This window comes from Bradyrhizobium sp. 61, assembly GCF_023073075.1.
Taxonomy (GTDB): domain Bacteria; phylum Pseudomonadota; class Alphaproteobacteria; order Rhizobiales; family Xanthobacteraceae; genus Bradyrhizobium; species Bradyrhizobium barranii.
Genome location: NZ_JADPIU010000067.1, coordinates 234,094 through 249,291, shown reverse-complemented (window position 1 = coordinate 249,291; position 15,198 = coordinate 234,094). Strand labels below are relative to the sequence as shown.

At 65.2% G+C, this 15,198-nt stretch carries 16 protein-coding genes; 7 read left to right on the top strand and 9 right to left on the bottom strand.

Annotation, left to right across the window (positions count from 1 at the left end; genetic code table 11):
- Positions 1–119: 119 nt before the first annotated feature.
- From IVB46_RS25085 to IVB46_RS25075, 3 genes are all read left to right on the top strand, one after another.
- Entirely contained in the window at positions 120–1,358 is a 1,239-nt protein-coding gene (locus tag IVB46_RS25085; RefSeq protein ID WP_247307232.1) for an amidohydrolase family protein, read from the top strand.
- A gap of 73 nt (positions 1,359–1,431) precedes the next feature.
- Entirely contained in the window at positions 1,432–2,637 is a 1,206-nt protein-coding gene (locus IVB46_RS25080) for an amidohydrolase family protein (RefSeq protein WP_247307299.1), read from the top strand.
- A 152-nt stretch (positions 2,638–2,789) separates the two neighbouring features.
- Positions 2,790–3,101, top strand: coding sequence for a hypothetical protein (locus IVB46_RS25075; RefSeq protein ID WP_247307230.1), 312 nt, complete (start codon positions 2,790–2,792; stop codon positions 3,099–3,101).
- Positions 3,102–3,120: 19 nt separating this feature from the next.
- On the opposite strand, the gene IVB46_RS25070 is transcribed toward IVB46_RS25075, so the two are convergent.
- Genes IVB46_RS25070 through IVB46_RS25045 form a run of 6 tightly spaced genes read right to left on the bottom strand, consistent with a single transcriptional unit; the run spans position 3,121 to position 8,000 of the window.
- Positions 3,121–4,038: an NAD(P)-dependent oxidoreductase gene (locus tag IVB46_RS25070; protein ID WP_247307227.1), complete on the bottom strand. Its 918-nt coding sequence runs from the start codon at positions 4,036–4,038 to the stop codon at positions 3,121–3,123.
- Positions 4,038–4,907, bottom strand: a complete 870-nt coding sequence (locus IVB46_RS25065) for a hypothetical protein (RefSeq protein WP_247307224.1) — start codon at positions 4,905–4,907, stop codon at positions 4,038–4,040. The genes IVB46_RS25070 and IVB46_RS25065 overlap by 1 nt, the downstream gene beginning before the upstream one ends.
- 21 nt (positions 4,908–4,928) lie before the next feature.
- On the bottom strand, positions 4,929–5,612 hold the full coding sequence (locus tag IVB46_RS25060; RefSeq protein ID WP_247307221.1) for a 4-carboxy-4-hydroxy-2-oxoadipate aldolase/oxaloacetate decarboxylase: 684 nt from the start codon (positions 5,610–5,612) through the stop codon (positions 4,929–4,931).
- Positions 5,609–6,322 carry a PIG-L deacetylase family protein gene (locus IVB46_RS25055; protein WP_027517331.1) on the bottom strand — a complete coding sequence of 238 codons (714 nt, stop codon included), beginning with the start codon at positions 6,320–6,322 and terminating at the stop codon, positions 5,609–5,611. The genes IVB46_RS25060 and IVB46_RS25055 overlap by 4 nt, the downstream gene beginning before the upstream one ends.
- Before the next feature lie 52 nt (positions 6,323–6,374).
- The gene (locus IVB46_RS25050) at positions 6,375–7,259 is read right to left on the bottom strand and encodes an amidohydrolase family protein (protein ID WP_247307217.1); all 885 of its coding nucleotides are present in this window, start codon (positions 7,257–7,259) and stop codon (positions 6,375–6,377) included.
- 30 nt (positions 7,260–7,289) lie between these two features.
- Entirely contained in the window at positions 7,290–8,000 is a 711-nt protein-coding gene (locus IVB46_RS25045; protein ID WP_166094647.1) for a TetR family transcriptional regulator, read from the bottom strand.
- A 114-nt stretch (positions 8,001–8,114) separates the two neighbouring features.
- Here IVB46_RS25045 and IVB46_RS25040 point away from each other — a divergent pair, with 114 nt between their 5' ends.
- The 3 genes from IVB46_RS25040 (at position 8,115) to IVB46_RS25030 (ending at position 11,246) form a co-directional block, all read left to right on the top strand.
- Positions 8,115–9,092: a tripartite tricarboxylate transporter substrate binding protein gene (locus IVB46_RS25040; protein ID WP_247307214.1), complete on the top strand. Its 978-nt coding sequence runs from the start codon at positions 8,115–8,117 to the stop codon at positions 9,090–9,092.
- Positions 9,093–9,102: 10 nt separating this feature from the next.
- Complete coding sequence (locus IVB46_RS25035) at positions 9,103–9,903, top strand: ABC transporter substrate-binding protein (RefSeq protein ID WP_247307213.1); 801 nt, start codon at positions 9,103–9,105, stop codon at positions 9,901–9,903.
- A 92-nt stretch (positions 9,904–9,995) separates the two neighbouring features.
- A complete protein-coding gene (locus IVB46_RS25030; protein WP_247307212.1) occupies positions 9,996–11,246 on the top strand; it encodes a DUF763 domain-containing protein in 1,251 nt (416 codons plus the stop codon).
- On the opposite strand, the gene IVB46_RS25025 is transcribed toward IVB46_RS25030, so the two are convergent.
- The 3 genes from IVB46_RS25025 to IVB46_RS25015 form a co-directional block, all read right to left on the bottom strand.
- Positions 11,147–12,454, bottom strand: coding sequence for a cytochrome P450 (locus tag IVB46_RS25025; RefSeq protein ID WP_247307211.1), 1,308 nt, complete (start codon positions 12,452–12,454; stop codon positions 11,147–11,149). The two genes, IVB46_RS25030 and IVB46_RS25025, sit on opposite strands and share 100 nt — an antisense overlap.
- Before the next feature lie 89 nt (positions 12,455–12,543).
- Complete coding sequence (locus tag IVB46_RS25020; RefSeq protein ID WP_166352348.1) at positions 12,544–12,867, bottom strand: hypothetical protein; 324 nt, start codon at positions 12,865–12,867, stop codon at positions 12,544–12,546.
- A gap of 106 nt (positions 12,868–12,973) precedes the next feature.
- Entirely contained in the window at positions 12,974–13,747 is a 774-nt protein-coding gene (locus tag IVB46_RS25015; protein ID WP_063983946.1) for a ferredoxin--NADP reductase, read from the bottom strand.
- Positions 13,748–13,904: 157 nt separating this feature from the next.
- Between IVB46_RS25015 and IVB46_RS25010 the strand changes: the two genes are divergently transcribed.
- Positions 13,905–15,101 carry an amidohydrolase family protein gene (locus IVB46_RS25010; RefSeq protein ID WP_247307210.1) on the top strand — a complete coding sequence of 399 codons (1,197 nt, stop codon included), beginning with the start codon at positions 13,905–13,907 and terminating at the stop codon, positions 15,099–15,101.
- Positions 15,102–15,198: the final 97 nt, after the last annotated feature.

The following is a 15,198-nucleotide window of genomic DNA, read 5'->3' as shown; positions in this document are numbered from 1 at the left end:
CGAGTTGCGCCCCAAAGTGCATGCACATTTTTTGAACAACTTGGTGGCATAACTGCACACAATCTGGAGCTGCCCACTTCCCCAGCTTCCGCTAGGCTACCACAGCTGAATCCGACGCCATGACCGCCCAACCCGCCTTCGACCTGATCTTCCGCAACACGCTGTTGCGATCACCCGCCGCACCCGTCGATATCGGCGTGAAGGGCGGCCGCATCGCCGCGATCGAGCCGCAGCTTGCCTGCGAGGCCGTCGAGGTCGATGTCGGCGGGCGCCTCGCCCTGCCCGGCTTCGTCGACACCCACATCCATCTCGACAAGGCCTGCCTGCTCGGCCGCTGCGGGCACAATCACGGCAGCGTCTCGGACGCGATCCGCGCCGTGGCCGGGATGAAGAAGGACTTTACGGTCGAGGACGTCTACGCGCGCGGCGCAAAAGTGCTCGAACGCGCCATCGTGCATGGCACAACGCGCATGCGGACCCATGTCGAGATCGACCCCCGCATCGCCTTGCGCGGCTTCGAGGCGGTCAAGGCGCTGAAGCGCGACTATGCCTGGGCGATCGACCTGTCGCTCTGCGTCTTCCCGCAGGAAGGCCTGACCAACGACCCCGGCAGCGAAGAGCTGCTGGTGCAGGCGCTGCGCGACGGCGGCGAAGCAATCGGCGGTTGTCCCTACATGGACACCGACCCGAACGCGCACCTCGAGCGCATCTTCGATCTCGCGCAGGAATTCGACGTCGACGTCGACCTCCATCTCGATTTCGATCTCGATCCCTCCTGGTGGCACCTCGACGAGGTCTGCCGGCAGACCGAGCGGCGCAACTATGGGGGACGCGTGGCGATCGGTCATGCCACAAAACTCTCGGCGCTGCCGCCGGAGCGGATGAAGGCGGCCACCGCGCAGCTGGCGACATCAGGCGTTGCCGTCACCGTGCTGCCCGCAACCGATCTCTACCTAATGGGCCGCGAAGCCACCCACAACGTGCCGCGCGGGCTGACGCTTGCGCACAAGCTCGCCGGCGACGGCGTGCTGTGCTCGGTCGCCACCAACAACGTGCTCAATCCGTTCACGCCGTTCGGCGACGCCTCGCTGCTGCGGATGGCAAATTTCTACGCCAACGTCGCGCACGCCTCGGTCAGCGACTTCGATACCTGCCTCGATCTCGTGACCGAACTGCCGGCGCGGCTGATGAACCTTGGCGATTACGGTATCAAGGTCGGCAACCCCGCCGACCTCGTCGTGCTCGATACCCAGGACAGCCGCTTCGCCATCGCCGAGTTGCCGGACATCGTGATGGGCTTCAAGGCTGGCCGGCAGACGTTTGAGCGGCAGCGGCCCACTTTGTTCGGCCCGGGCTGACCGACTTTCCGCGCCTTGCGCCCTACCCGCAGCTTGCGCGATGATCATCGCAATCGACCAGCGGAGCAACCGGATGGCCTTCGACACGATCTTCCTGAACGCGCGCTTTGACGGCGGAGCCCGGCATCACATCGCCGTCGCCGACGGCCGCATCGCCGCGATCACGTCCGTCGATGAGCGTCCCGCCGCAAACGAGACCATCGACCTCGGCAACGTCCTCGTCGTTCCCGGCTTCGTCGAAGGCCACATCCATCTCGACACCAGCTTCTATGGCGACGCCTGGCGTCCGCACAAGCCCTGCACCAGCGGGTTCGACGTGCATGAGCGCGTCTCCTTCCAGGCCCAGAACATGGCCGTATCAGCGCCGATGGATGTGCGCGCACGCAACCAGCTCGACCTCTGCATCGGCCACGGCACCACGCAGATGCGCAGCCACATCATGGTCGACGGCTCGGTCGGCCTGAAATCGCTCGAGACGATTTTGCGCGTGCGCGAGGAATACAAGGGCCTGATCGACATCCAGCTCGTCGCCTTCCCCCAGAGCGGCATCCTGATGAGCCCGGGCACGCCGCAATTGCTGGACGAGGCCATCGGGCTCGGCGCCGACCTCGTCGGCGGGCTCGATCCCGCGAGCTTCGATCGCGATATCGAGAAGCATCTCGACGTCGTGTTCGGCGTGGCCGGCAAGCACGGCGTCGACGTCGACATCCATCTGCATGACATGGGCACGCTGGGCGCGTTCGAAATCGAGCAGATCGCAGCGCGCACCCGCGCGCTCGGTATGGAGGGACGCGTTGCCGTCAGCCATGCTTACGGGCTCGGCGACATCCCCATGGATCAGCTCAAGAAGATCGCCGACACCCTCGCCCGCTCGGGCGTCGCGATCATGACCAATGCGCCGGGCGCCCGGCCCTTCCCGCCGATCCTGGCCCTGCGCAATGCCGGCGTCACCGTCTTCAGCGGCAACGACAACATCCGCGATTCCTGGTGGCCCTATGGCGACGGCGACATGCTGCGCCGGGCCACGACGCTCGGCTATCGCTCGGGCTTCAACATCGACGAAGAACTGCGCGTCGCGTTCGATGTCGTCACCGTATCAGGCGCAAAAGCGCTGCGGCTCGAAGGCTATGGCCTGCGCGTCGGCGCCAAGGCCGATTTCGTGACACTGAATGCCGAGCATATTCCTGAAGCCGTTGTCGGAGTGCCGCACGGGCGCTCCGTGTACAAGGAAGGCAAGCTCGTCGCATGCGACGGTAAGATTGTCGGGAAGCGCGGCTAATGATCGGATCTTTTCCGTTCGATTATACCGCTAGCTTTCCTCACTCCCCAATCCGGTAGAATCCCTGACCGTAAATACGCGCATTGCACGACAGGCCAAGGAGATCATACTAAGACCCGCACTGACATCTGCGTTCTCCGGGGAAGTATGGAATGTTCAGCGCATTCAGCAGCATCGATTACCATTCCATTCGGGCCAACACGCCCGCCGAGATGGCCATCAAGCGACTGACCGGCATCGGCGAAGTCCTGTCGGGCATCGACATATCGGCAATCCGCACGCAGGACGACATGGCCCGCGCGCTGTTGACGCTCGATACGGCCGACAAATGCATTCGCACGATTCTCACCGAGTTCCGCACCGAGCGCACCACGGAAGTCGTCCGCGAAGCCACGAGCCTGATCAGCCTGATCGAGCTCGCGCGCGACGAACTCTCGGACTACGCGGCGGCAGCAGAGTCTTGAGCTGAATGCGCGCTGGATCTCAGCGCTTGATCTTCGCCAGAATGCGATCCGCCTCGGTGCGCCAATCGGCGCTGCGGGCAAATTCCTTCGTCCCCTTGATGCCGAACAGGCCGTCATCAGCGAGATCGGCGACCCACGCCTGCCGCTCGGCGGTGCCCTGCGCCGACCATGGCGTCAGCCCGACCTCGCGCACGGTCTCGGCGACCTCCCGCACCTCTTCGGCGCGGCGACGGCCGTGCTCGATCACGCGCTGGAAGCAATAGGCGCCCTGCTTCTCCCAGTCGATCGCCGGAAACGTCTCCGCGAGCGAAGCCAGCACGGCGTCCTCGACGCCATAGGCGCGCGCGGTGGTAAAGCTCTCGATGACCATGGCCTCCAGGCCCTTGATCATGATGCTGCGGCACATCTTCACCGCCGAGGACACGCCGAGCTTGTCGCTCGCAACCTTGGCCGCAAAGCCAATCGCGTTCAGCAGCGGCTCCAGCTCCGTCGCGCCGGGACCGCCGAGCAGCAGCGGCACCTTGATACGATAAGGCGGCACCGAGGTCATCACCGCGCCCTCGACATAGCGTCCTGCAGCGCCGTCGATCAGGGCGGCGGCGCGCTGCTTGGCACCCGGCGAGGCCGAATTGAAATCCAGGAACCAGGTGCCCTGGTTGATTGCGCCAGCGCAGGCTTTTGCAACGGGCACGGCCTGGCTCGCCGTGACCGCGGAGATGATGAAATCGGATTTCGCGGTCAGCTCGGCGTGAGACACCGCCAGCGTCACGCCGAACTTCGCCGCATGCTCCTTCAGCGGAGCGCCGTGCCCGCCTCCGAGCTTGATGTCGTAAGCGGCCACCTTGATGTCCTGCTGCCGCAAATCTTCAGCCAGGATCCTGCCGACCTCGCCGTAGCCGACGAGCCCGATCTGCCAGCGCCTGGGATCACCTGCCATCAATTCAATCCTCGCGTCGCCTCGTCGAACAGTTCCTCGACCGCATAGCGGCGCGGGATCAGCGCCTGCTGGAATGCGTAGTCGACGATCAGCTCCAACGGTTTTCTGTTCGCTTCGATCCCGAACGGAACGAGGTCGGGCGTCGCCGCGGGTCCCACCTGCGCCTTGTTCCGCTTCAGGAGATCATAGATGCCTGTGACCAGGTCGGGGCGCGATCTCGCAAGCTGCTCGGTCACGACCACGAGATGATTGACCGGGACGACGCCACGACGGGTGTACCATTTGGCAGCCTCTGCGGCAGGATCGGAGAATAGCGGCTTCAACGTGGGATGATCAGAGGCCTCGCCGAGGACGGCGTCGAGCTCGCCATCGATCAGCATCTGCAAGATCTTCTTGTCCTTCGGCGCACGCTCGGTGGTGTCGACATATTCGGCAACGTGCGGATCCTCGAAGGTGATCCAGCGGATCTTGTCGAGATTGACACCGTAGTCGTTGGCGAGAATGCCCCTGATCCATGCGCCCGTCGTCGTCGTGAACGAGCGGATGCCAACGCGCTTGCCTTCGAGATCGGATGGCCCGAGCGCTCCCCTTGCAGGGTTGTAGAGCGCGTAGGAATGCTGAAAGCGGCCGAGCATGGTCGCCGGTAGCAGCACCAGCGGCTTGCCATGCGCCTTCGCCATCAGATAGGTGACGATCGCCATCTCGCAGACGTCGAACGCCTGCTCGCGCACCATCGGCTTGAACGCCGTGTTGGTCGGCGTGTACGCGATGAAATCGAGGTCGAAGAGGTCGGAGCGGAGCTCGCCGCTCTTCACCGCCTGCACGTGAGGGTGACTGCCGAGCACAGCCTTCAACTTGAGACGATCCATCCGCCCGCTCCGCTGATTGCCTTAGACGTCCTCGGGATTGTCGACATAGACGAGCCCGGCTTTCGCCAGCGCCTCGCGCATGTTGTACATGTCGAGGCCGAGCTCACCGGAGGTCAGCCGCTTGCGCTTGCCGCCCTCGTCCGCGTTGCGCTTCTTCGCCTTTTCGGCGACCTCAGAGGCATAGCGCTTGGGCACCACCACCACGCCGTCGTCATCGGCCACGATGATATCGCCGGGATCGACGTTGACCCCGGCGCAGACCACGGGAATGTTGACCGAACCGAGCGTCGCCTTGACCGTGCCCTTGGCCGAGACGGCGCGCGACCACACCGGAAACTTCATCTCGTGCAGCGCTTTCACGTCGCGGCAGCCGGCGTCGATGATCAGCCCCTGCACGCCGCGCGCCTGCAGCGACGTCGCGAGCAGCTCGCCGAACATGCCGTCGGTGTTATCAGTGGTGCAGCCGACGACGAGGATGTCGCCTTTCCTGCACTGCTCGACGGCGACATGGATCATCCAGTTGTCGCCGGGCTGTGCCAGCACCGTGACGGCGGGGCCAGCGATCGACGCGCCGGCCCAAACGGGCCGCAAGTAAGGCTTCATCAGGCCGAGGCGACCGTAAGCCTCGTGAACGGTCGAGACGCCGTATTCCGCCATCCCGGCGGGATCGGCACGCTTGATGTTGCGAACGACGACGGGCTTCATGCCAGCTCCTCCGCAACCGTCGGGAACAGGCGCTGATAAGCCTCGCCATAGGTCATGGGCACGCCGGTGTTGCGGCTGCCCTGGATGCCACGGTTGAGCGCGACGCGCTCGTAGTAACCCCAGAGATGTTTTTGCGCGGCGAGGATCTGGAACGCCTCGTACTTCTCCTTCCAGACCTCGTCGATCTTGAGGAGCAGGTCCGGCTTGTAGTTGCACTGCTCGGGCTGGTGCGGCTCGAACAGGAACACCGGGGGCGCCGAATATTTGTACTGCGCGCCGGGCTTGTGGCCCATCGCCTGCGCGACCACGCGGGTCTCCTGCGCGAAATGCGCCGCGTTCGGATGGTCGAAATTATAGGGATCTTCCAGCGCATGCGTCAGCACGAAGCTCGGATTGAGCTCGCGGTAGATGTCGACCATGCGATCGAAATGCGCCTCGGTGAGCTTCAGCGGATAGTCGCCGCAGTCGAAGAACTCGATTTCGGCGCCGAGCAGCTTCGCCGCCCGCTCCGCCTCGTCCTTGCGGCCGGCCTTGACCGATTCCAGCGTCGCGCCCTTTTCCTTCCAGGCGAACTGGCTCTCGCCGCGCTCGCCAAAGGACATGCAAACGATCTTCATGCGATAGCCCTTCTTCGCATGCAGTGCGATGGCGCCGCCGGCGCGCCAGACGAAATCGCCGGGATGGGCGGTGATCACGAGACCTGTTTTCATGGGACGAACTCCCCTCTTTCCTTGATAAGCAACGTATCGATCGCGAGCACCGTCATGTGTCGAACCCGAACAGGCGCGCGGGATTGTCGACCAGGATCTTCCGCTGGAATTCCGGCTCCGGCGCGAACAGCGGGATCAGGTCGACGAGGTCGCCGTCATTCGGCATCACCTTGACGTTGGGATGCGGCCAGTCGGTGCCCCAGATGACACGGTCGGGCGCGGTCTCGACGATCTTTCGCGCGAACGGCACGGCGTCGGTAAAGGGCGGACCGGCTGAGGACACCCGCTCCGAGCCGCAGATCTTGACCCAGCATTTTTCGTCGCGCTGCATCAGTTCGATCACGATTTTGAACGGCAGCTGGTCCAGCCCTTCCGACGCCTTCACCCGACCCATGTGGTCGATGGTGTAGCTCAGCGGCAGCTTTGCCAACATGTCGGCATATTCGGGCAGGTCGATCGCGTCGAAATGCAGATCGATGTGCCAGCTGAGCGGCGCGACCATCGCGATGACGCGGTTGAACACGCTCTTGTCGGGGACGCCGCCGAGATGGCGCACGAAATTGAAGCGGCAGCCGCGGAAGCCGCCCTCGTGCAGCACCTGGAGGCCACGCTCGGTGATGGTGTCGTCGATATTGGCAACCGCGCGATAGGCGCCATTGCTCTGCGCGATCGCATCGAGCGCGACCGTGTTGTCGGTGCCGTGCACGCTGGCATTGACGATGACGGCGCGCTCGACGCCGAGCTTGGCGTGCAGCGCACGAAAGTCCTCGAGCGGTGCATCCGGCGGCGTGTAGGAACGGTCAGGCGCGTACGGATATGTCGCCCCGGGCCCGAAGATGTGGCAATGCGCATCGCAGGACAGCTTTGGCAGCTTGAACTTCGGGATGCGCGTGTTCAGATCGGGCGGCGGAATGGTCGGCGTGTACATCGTTGTCATCAGGTGAACCGCCGAGCGAGATCGCTTCTTTCAAGTCTTGCTGCTGACGACCGGCCGCCGCCGTACCGGCGCAGCCTGATCGAGCGCCGGCGCCTGGAAGGCGGCGACGGTGGCCTGCACCAACTGCTCGATGGCGCTGGCGGCATCGCTGCCGTCGGCCTCGCCGCGCGACAGCCGCGAGACGCGATCCGGCGTCACCAGCGAGTAATAGAGCGCGCCGAGCAGGAAGTGGCTGCGCCAGACGATGTCGGTGCGCGGAATATGCGGCAGGCTCTCGTGGACTGCGTCGATGAAGGCGTGGCTGGTGTCGTCAAAGGTCTGCGCGATGATTTTTCGCACGACCTCGTTGCCTTCGGCGGACATCACGGCGCGCAGCCGCGTGAAGCGCGCCCCGCCCCCGGCGAGATCGCTGCCCGAGGTGAAGGCCGGCACCACATAGGCGCGCACGATCGCCTCCAGCCGGTCCTGGAGGTCGCGCACGCGCTTGGCTGCGGCGAGCAGCTCGGAACGGCGCAAATTCATCGGCCCGCAATGGCGCTGGTAGATCTCCAGCAGCAGACCGTCCTTGGTCTTGAAATGATAGGTCACACTGCCGGGATTGGCGCCGGCGGCCTGCGCGATGTCGCGCACCGAAACGGCATTGAAGCCGTTGGTGGCGAACAGCTCTTCGGCCGCGGCGAGGATCGCCTCGCGCATGTTCGGCTTGCGGGCCGTTTCCTTGCTGGTGGGCTTGCGTACCATGTGATTTGTACTATCGTACAAAAGATCAGGTCTCGTCAACAAGAACCATGGGCGGCGTCCGGACGGCTCGGAACACCGAGGCAGGATGCGAAAGCCCGCAAGGAGTGCTGGAAAATGCTGGGTTTAAACAAGACAATCGGCGGTTTGATGCTGGGTGCCGGCCTGCTGCTCGGCGGCACCGCGCACGCCGCCGACAATTACCCGAGCAAGCCGGTCCATATCCTAGTGCCCTACGCGGCAGGCGGCGCCGTCGACGTGCTCGCGCGTACGCTCGGCCAGGCGCTGGCGAAGACCTGGGGCCAGCAGCCGGTGATCGACAACCGTCCAGGCGCCGGCGGCATCGTCGCCTCGCAGGCGCTGACGCAGGCCGCCCCCGACGGCTACACGCTGATCCTGGTCGCGAGCGGCCATCCGCTCAACCAGTTCATCTATCCGAGCGTGCCCTACGACACGTTCAGGGATTTCACCGCGATCACCGAGGTCGCCTCCTCGCCGCTTGCGATCGTGGTCGCGAAGGACAGTCCTTACAAGACGCTCGACGATCTCCTCGCCGCCGCAAAGAAGGAGCCCGACAAGCTCTCCTACGGCATGTCCGGCAACGGCACCTCCGCGCATCTCGCCGGCGAGCTGCTCAAATACATGTCCGGCAGCAAGATCGTCGCGATCCCCTACAAAGGCGGCGCTCCGGCGCTGACCGCCGTCATCGCTGGCGAGATCCCGCTCAGCATCAATCCCCTCGCGGAAGCGATCGGCCAGCTCGAAGGCGGCCCGGTGCGCGCGCTCGCAGTGACCTCGGCCGAACGCTCCAAGGCGCTGCCGAATGTTCCGACCGTCGCGGAATCAGGCGTCCCCGGCTACGACGTCTCGGTCTGGTGGGGCGTGCTCGGTCCGGCCAAGATGCCGCCGGAGATCGTGGCGAAGCTCGAGACCGATCTGAAGGCGGCGCTGCAGGACCCGAATGTGCTGTCGACGCTGGGCAAGATCGGCGCCTCGCCGGTCGGCTCCTCCGCCAAGGACTTTGACGCCTACATGCACGCCGAGGCGACCAAATGGGAGCCGGTGCTGAAGGCCGCCGACATCCGCGCGCAGTGAGGCTCGTCACATGAGGACCTATTCCCGGCGATTTGCGCGCACCGCCCTGCTCGCATTGGCAACGACCGGCCTGCTCGGCGCGCCCGCGCGCGCCGATGGCGAAGCCAGGCTGCTGGCGCCGAGCGGCAGCTTGCGTGTCGGCATCTATCCGGGCAGCCCGACCTCGATGGTGACGGATGCGGCCGGCAAGCCGCATGGCCTCGCCTACGATCTCGGCGGCGAACTGGCCAAAAGGCTCGGCGTGAACGTCGACTATGTCAGGTTTCAGCGCGTCGCCGACATCGTCACCGCGATCCATGACGGCCAGGTCGATTTCACCGTGACCAACGCCACGCCGGCCCGCGCCAACGAGGTCAGCTTCAGCCAGCCCGTGCTGGCGATCGAGCTCGGCTATCTCGTCCCGGCGAATTCGCCGATCGGCAAGATCGAGGACATCGACAGACCGGGTGTGAAGATCGGCGTCACCAAAGGGTCGACCTCGGAACGCACCTTGCCGGCGAAGTTCAGAAACGCGACCATCGTTCCCGCCGAAAGCGTCAAGGTCGCCATCGCCATGTTCGGCCGCGGCGAGATCGACCTCTACGCCACCAACAAGCCGACGCTGTTCGAGATGTCCGACCAGATGCCGGGCGCGAAAATCCTCGACGGCAATTGGGGCGCCGAGCATATGGCCATCGCGATCCCCAGGGGGCGCGAGGACGCCCTTCCCCTGCTCAACCGCTTCGTGACGGACGAGCAGTCGTCCGGCGCGCTGGACACGATCCAGCAGCAGGCCGGCCTGCGCGGCGCAACCAAGGCGACGCGCGAGTAGCTCGCGGACTGGGGTGAGGTGTCCTCCCGCCCTGCCCAATACAGTATTCCCCCAATGCAACCGTCCCCGGATTGCGCTAATTTGCGTCGATCATGACTCGCCGAACCGGCAGCGCCGATCTTCCCCTTCACACCGGCCGGGTTCCACCCTGGCTCGCCACCCGCATGTCGTCGCTGGGCGCGATCGTCACGCAGGCGATCGTGCATCATTATGGACGCGACGCCTTCCTGCAGCGGCTGTCGCATCCGTTCTGGTTCCAGTCGTTCGGCGCTGTGATGGGGATGGACTGGCACTCCTCCGGCATCACGACCTCCGTGATCGGCGCCCTGAAGCGCGGGCTCGACCCGCTCCAGGATGAGCTCGGCATCTATGTCTGCGGCGGCCGCGGCCAGCATTCGCGCAAGACGCCGGACGAGCTGTTGCAGCTCGGCGAGCGCGTCGGCTTCGACGGCGCAAAGCTCACGCGCGCCAGTCGCCTGGTCGCAAAGGTCGACAGCGCCGCGGTCCAGGACGGGTTTGACCTTTATCTGCACGGCTTCTTCGTCACCGCCGACGGCAAGTGGACGGTGGTGCAACAGGGCATGAACGGCGACAAGCGGCAGGCCCGCCGCTATCACTGGCATTCGGAAGCATTGAAGAGTTTTGTCGACACGCCGCATAGCGCGATCGACGGCCCGCAGCAGGGCGAGATCGTCAATCTCACCGATCACCGCGCCGATGTCTCGCGCGCCGCGCAGCTCGAACTGTTGAGCGGTCTCGGCCCCGATCGCATCCTCACGGAATTCGAACGCCTCGTCGGGACGGCGCCCGCGCCGGCGCAGGCGATGCTGCCGCATCTGATCATGCCCGCGCATCATGATGTCAGGCCCAAGGACGTGTTCGCGCGCCGCCTGCACGGCACGCTGGCCGCCGCGGCCGAACGCGGCCCGGTCGATTTTCCGGAATTGCTGCTGACGCCTGGCGTCGGTGCGCGCACCGTGCGCTCGCTGGCGATGGTTGCCGAGGTCGTGCATGGCGCGCCCTATCGCTTCAACGATCCCGCGCGCTTCTCGCTCGCCCATGGTGGCAAGGACCGGCATCCCTACCCCGTCCCGATCAAGGTCTATGACGAGACCATCCGCGTGCTGAAGGGCGCGGTCCAGAACGCCAAGCTCGGACGCGAAGAGGAGATGCAGGCAATCAGGCGGCTCGACGACCAGGCGCGGCGGCTGGAGCGGACTGCCAGCGGTCCGTCGGTCGAGGCCTACATCGCCGGAGAGCGTGAAGCCTCGCCCGATCTCGACGGCCGCTCCGTGTTCGGCTGGGAGCGCGATGTCGTGGCGTCACGGAAATCGACGGGCTGACTGTCCACCGCGACGACCGGCAACTCCGCGATGGCACGCATGCCCGGCCGCTTGCGCCAGTGAATCTGCGCGGGATCGACGGCGAGACCGAGCTTCGGCCATCGCGCAAGCAGCGCCTCCAGCGCACAGGCCGCCTCGATCCGTGCGAGCTGATGGCCGAGACAGAAGTGAATTCCCGTTCCGAACGAGATGTGGCGGTTCGGCTTGCGCGTGAGGTCGGGCCGCTCGGGCTGGTCATGCACCGCCGGATCCATGTTCGCCGCGGCGAGCATCACCATGACGCGATCGCCCTTTTTCAGCGGCACGCCCGCAAGCTCGATATCCCGCCGCACATAGCGCGGCTTGGAAAACTGCACCGGTGACACGAAGCGCAAAAACTCCTCGACAGCGAGCCCGACACGGCTTCGGTCTTGCTCCAGCCAATCGCGCAAGCCCGGATTTCTGAGGAGCTCGTAGACCGAGCCGCTGATCAGATGCGTCGTGGTCTCCGATCCTGCCGCGAGCAGCAGAAACACCATCGACACCATTTCGTCCGGCGTGATCTGGCCACCCTCACGCTCGACCTGAACCAGCTCGGCAATCAGGCCCTCGCCGCCCTGCACGCGCCCGACCTGCAACTGCCGTTCGAGATAGGCGCGCATCTTGCGAAACGCGAGCAGCAGGCGGAAGAAGCTGACGACATTCGTCAGCGACGACATCTTGTTGGCCCAGGCGATGAATCGTGGCCGATCGGCCGCAGGCAGGCCCAGCAATTCGCAGATCACCGACACCGGGAGGATGCGGGCGTAACGCTGGACGAGGTCGGCGGGGCTGCCATCGGCGAACAGGTCGTTCGCCAGGCCGTCGGCGATGGCGCGAATGCGTGGCTCCATCGCCACGATCGCGCGGCGGCGAAAAGCCTCGTCCACGATGCTGCGCAGCCTCGTGTGATCAGGCTCGTCCATCGTCAGCATGTTGTTGGCGATGGTGGTGACGAGTTTTGGCATCCACCAGCGCAGGCCGGCGACTTTGCCGTCCCCCTTGCGCAGCGTGAAGGTGGTGCCGTCCTTCAGGACCTGCGCCGTGGCGTCATGGGTCGTGGTGACCCAGACATCGCCGACCAGAGGAAATCGCGTCGCGATCACGGGGCCGGACGCGCGCAGCGCCGCGATCGCCTTGGGCGGATCGCGGAAGAAGGCCTCGCTGGTGAAATCGAGGCGCGGTGTCATGGGATCACCGTATTGGTTGGTGGCGCCTCAACCAGATCGTGTGTACGCGGCGACGCGCAAGGGCCGGAACCGCGCGAGAAGAAGCGAGCCTATCCGCGCCCCGGCGAGCGTTGGCCGGTCTTGCGCTGCTGATTGGTGTAGGCGTCCCAATGGCTCCAGCTACCGTTGGCGAGGCTTTGCAGATCGGTGCCGAGGGGGCGGCGCGTGCGCTTGTCGTGATCGGCGATGACGCGCTCGGATAGCGAGATCTTGCGCTTGAGTTCCGCAATCGTCTTCTGGGTCTCCCCATTCCGCTTCGAAGACGCGATCTCGCCCATCGTGAAGCGCGCGGTCTCCAGCGCCTTCAACTCGGCGCGGTTCTTCTTCAACTGGACCCGGTGCCAGGCGATGTTGCTGTCGCTGTCCGCAACCATGTGGGAACTCCGCTGATTCGTTCCCACAGTGTATCGCGCACGGAATCGGCGCCGCAACGCCCGCCGAACGGCGGAAATACGGTCTTATTACGCGAAAAACCCGCGATCAGCGCTCGGCAAAGGCCTTTTCGACCACGAATTGGGCCGGCTCGCCGTGATTGCCCTCAATGAGGCCACGCTCGCCCAGCAGCACGCGGGTGTCAGCGACCAATGCCGGGCTGCCGCAGATCATGACCCGGTCATGGGCGGCTTCCAGCGGCGGCAGGCCGATATCGGCGAACAGCTTGCCCGAGGTGATGAGGTCGGTGATGCGGCCGCGGTTGCGGAAGGGATCGCGAGTCACGGTCGGGTAATAGATCAGCTGATCGCGGATGTACTCGCCGATCAGTTCGTCCTTCGGCAGCGTCTCGGTGATCATCTCGCCATAGGCGAGCTCCTTCACATGCCGGCAACCGTGCAGCAGCACGACCTTCTCGAACCGCTCATAGGTCTCGGGGTCCTTGATCACGCTCAGGAACGGTGCGAGGCCGGTGCCGGTGCCGATGAGGTAGAGGTTGCGGCCCTCTTCGAGATTGTCGATCACCAGCGTGCCGGTGGCCTTGCGGCTGACGATGATCTCGTCGCCTTCCTTCAGATGCTGGAGGCGCGAGGTCAGCGGACCGTCCGGCACCTTGATCGAGAAGAACTCCAGCGTGTCCTCGTAATTGGCGCTGGCGACGCTGTAGGCCCGCAACAGCGGCTTCTCGCCGACCTTGAGCCCGATCATGGTGAATTCGCCGTTGCGGAAACGGAAGGTCGGGCTGCGGGTGGTCTTGAAAGAGAACAGCGTGTCGGTCCAGTGGTGGACGCTCAAAACGCTTTCCTGATTGAAATTGCTCATCTCACCTTCCCTGTCGCTTCCAATGCGGTTCCGAGGCGGGCAGCTATGCGTCGTTTGTACACGATCATTCGTGTACTAATGAATAATCCTGCTTGCTCCCGGGGTCAAGGCTGCCCAAGATCGCGAGCGTTGCAGTTAGGAACAAGGAGCCCCTTCCATGGCGCATGACGCACCCCAGGCCACCGGACCCTCGAAGCTCGTGATCCGGAATATCGGCCTGATCCTGTCCGGCGCCCTGGAAAAGCCGATCCTGGACGGCGACACCATCGTCGCCGAGAACGGCAAGATCACCGCGATCGGCCGCTTCAAGGACCTCAACACCGAAGGCGCGACCACCATCGTCGAGGCCAACGGCACCACGGTCGCGCCCGGCCTGATCGACAGCCATGTCCACCCTGTGGCGGGCGACTGGACGCCGCGCCAGAACCAGATCGGCTGGATCGACAGCAATTTGCATGGCGGCGTCACCACGATGATCTCCGCCGGCGAGGTTCACATGCCCGGCCGCCCGCGCGACGTCGTCGGGCTGAAGGCGATGGCGATCTTCGCACAGCGCGCATTCTGGAATCTGCGCCCGGGCGGCGTGAAGGTTCACGCCGGCGCGCCGGTGATCGAATGCGAGATGGTCGAGGAGGATTTCAAGGAGTTGGCCGCGGCCGGCGTCAAGCTGCTCGGCGAGGTCGGCCTCGGCGGCGTCAAGGACGGTCCGACGGCGCGCAAGATGGTCGGCTGGGCCCGCAAATACGGCATCCAGAGCACGATCCACACCGGCGGCCCTTCGATCCCCGGCTCCGGCCTGATCGACAAGGACGTGGTGCTGGAGGCCGACACCGACGTGGTCGGCCACATCAATGGCGGCCACACGGCGCTGCCCGACGACCAGATCCGCTGCATCTGCGAGGGCTGCAAGCGCGGCCTCGAGCTCGTTCACAACGGCAATGAGCGCTCGGCCCTGTTCACGCTGCGCATCGCGCGCGAGATGGGCGACCTGCACCGCGTCATCCTCGGCACCGACGCACCCGCCGGCTCCGGCGTGCAGCCGCTCGGCATTCTGCGCATGGTCTCGATGCTATCCTCGCTCGGTGACCTCCCGGCCGAGATCGCGTTCTGCCTTGCGACCGGCAACACCGCGCGAATGCGTCAGCTCGATTGCGGCCTGATCGAGGTCGGCCGCTCCGCCGATTTCGTCATCATGGACAAGGCCCAGCATTCGCCCGGCAAGACCATCCTGGAGAGCGTGCAGCTCGGCGACCTCCCCGGCATCGGCATGACCATCATCGACGGCATCGTGCGCACCCAGCGCAGCCGCAACACGCCGCCGGCCGGCCGGGTGCCGGACGTGGTGGCGAAGTGACGCAGCCGGAGCGGCTCGCCGCTCCGCGTCGCGCCTCGCAGGCGTTGAACAAGTCTGCTGCCTGCCGCGTCTAACGCAGGCAGCCCTCGGCGGCGGC

Bases quoted from the DNA above. Each gene is read 5' to 3' on its own strand.
- IVB46_RS25040 (WP_247307214.1), top strand. From the start codon at position 8,115: ATGCTGGGTTTAAACAAGACAATCGGCGGTTTGATGCTGGGTGCCGGC.
- IVB46_RS25060 (WP_247307221.1), bottom strand. From the start codon at position 5,612: ATGAAGCCCGTCGTCGTTCGCAACATCAAGCGTGCCGATCCCGCCGGG.
- IVB46_RS25045 (WP_166094647.1), bottom strand. From the start codon at position 8,000: ATGGTACGCAAGCCCACCAGCAAGGAAACGGCCCGCAAGCCGAACATG.
- IVB46_RS25050 (WP_247307217.1), bottom strand. From the start codon at position 7,259: ATGACAACGATGTACACGCCGACCATTCCGCCGCCCGATCTGAACACG.
- IVB46_RS25070 (WP_247307227.1), bottom strand. From the start codon at position 4,038: ATGGCAGGTGATCCCAGGCGCTGGCAGATCGGGCTCGTCGGCTACGGC.
- IVB46_RS25080 (WP_247307299.1), top strand. From the start codon at position 1,432: ATGGCCTTCGACACGATCTTCCTGAACGCGCGCTTTGACGGCGGAGCC.
- IVB46_RS25030 (WP_247307212.1), top strand. From the start codon at position 9,996: ATGACTCGCCGAACCGGCAGCGCCGATCTTCCCCTTCACACCGGCCGG.
- IVB46_RS25065 (WP_247307224.1), bottom strand. From the start codon at position 4,907: ATGGATCGTCTCAAGTTGAAGGCTGTGCTCGGCAGTCACCCTCACGTG.
- IVB46_RS25015 (WP_063983946.1), bottom strand. From the start codon at position 13,747: ATGAGCAATTTCAATCAGGAAAGCGTTTTGAGCGTCCACCACTGGACC.
- IVB46_RS25025 (WP_247307211.1), bottom strand. From the start codon at position 12,454: ATGACACCGCGCCTCGATTTCACCAGCGAGGCCTTCTTCCGCGATCCG.
- IVB46_RS25085 (WP_247307232.1), top strand. From the start codon at position 120: ATGACCGCCCAACCCGCCTTCGACCTGATCTTCCGCAACACGCTGTTG.
- IVB46_RS25020 (WP_166352348.1), bottom strand. From the start codon at position 12,867: ATGGTTGCGGACAGCGACAGCAACATCGCCTGGCACCGGGTCCAGTTG.
- IVB46_RS25035 (WP_247307213.1), top strand. From the start codon at position 9,103: ATGAGGACCTATTCCCGGCGATTTGCGCGCACCGCCCTGCTCGCATTG.
- IVB46_RS25010 (WP_247307210.1), top strand. From the start codon at position 13,905: ATGGCGCATGACGCACCCCAGGCCACCGGACCCTCGAAGCTCGTGATC.
- IVB46_RS25055 (WP_027517331.1), bottom strand. From the start codon at position 6,322: ATGAAAACAGGTCTCGTGATCACCGCCCATCCCGGCGATTTCGTCTGG.
- IVB46_RS25075 (WP_247307230.1), top strand. From the start codon at position 2,790: ATGTTCAGCGCATTCAGCAGCATCGATTACCATTCCATTCGGGCCAAC.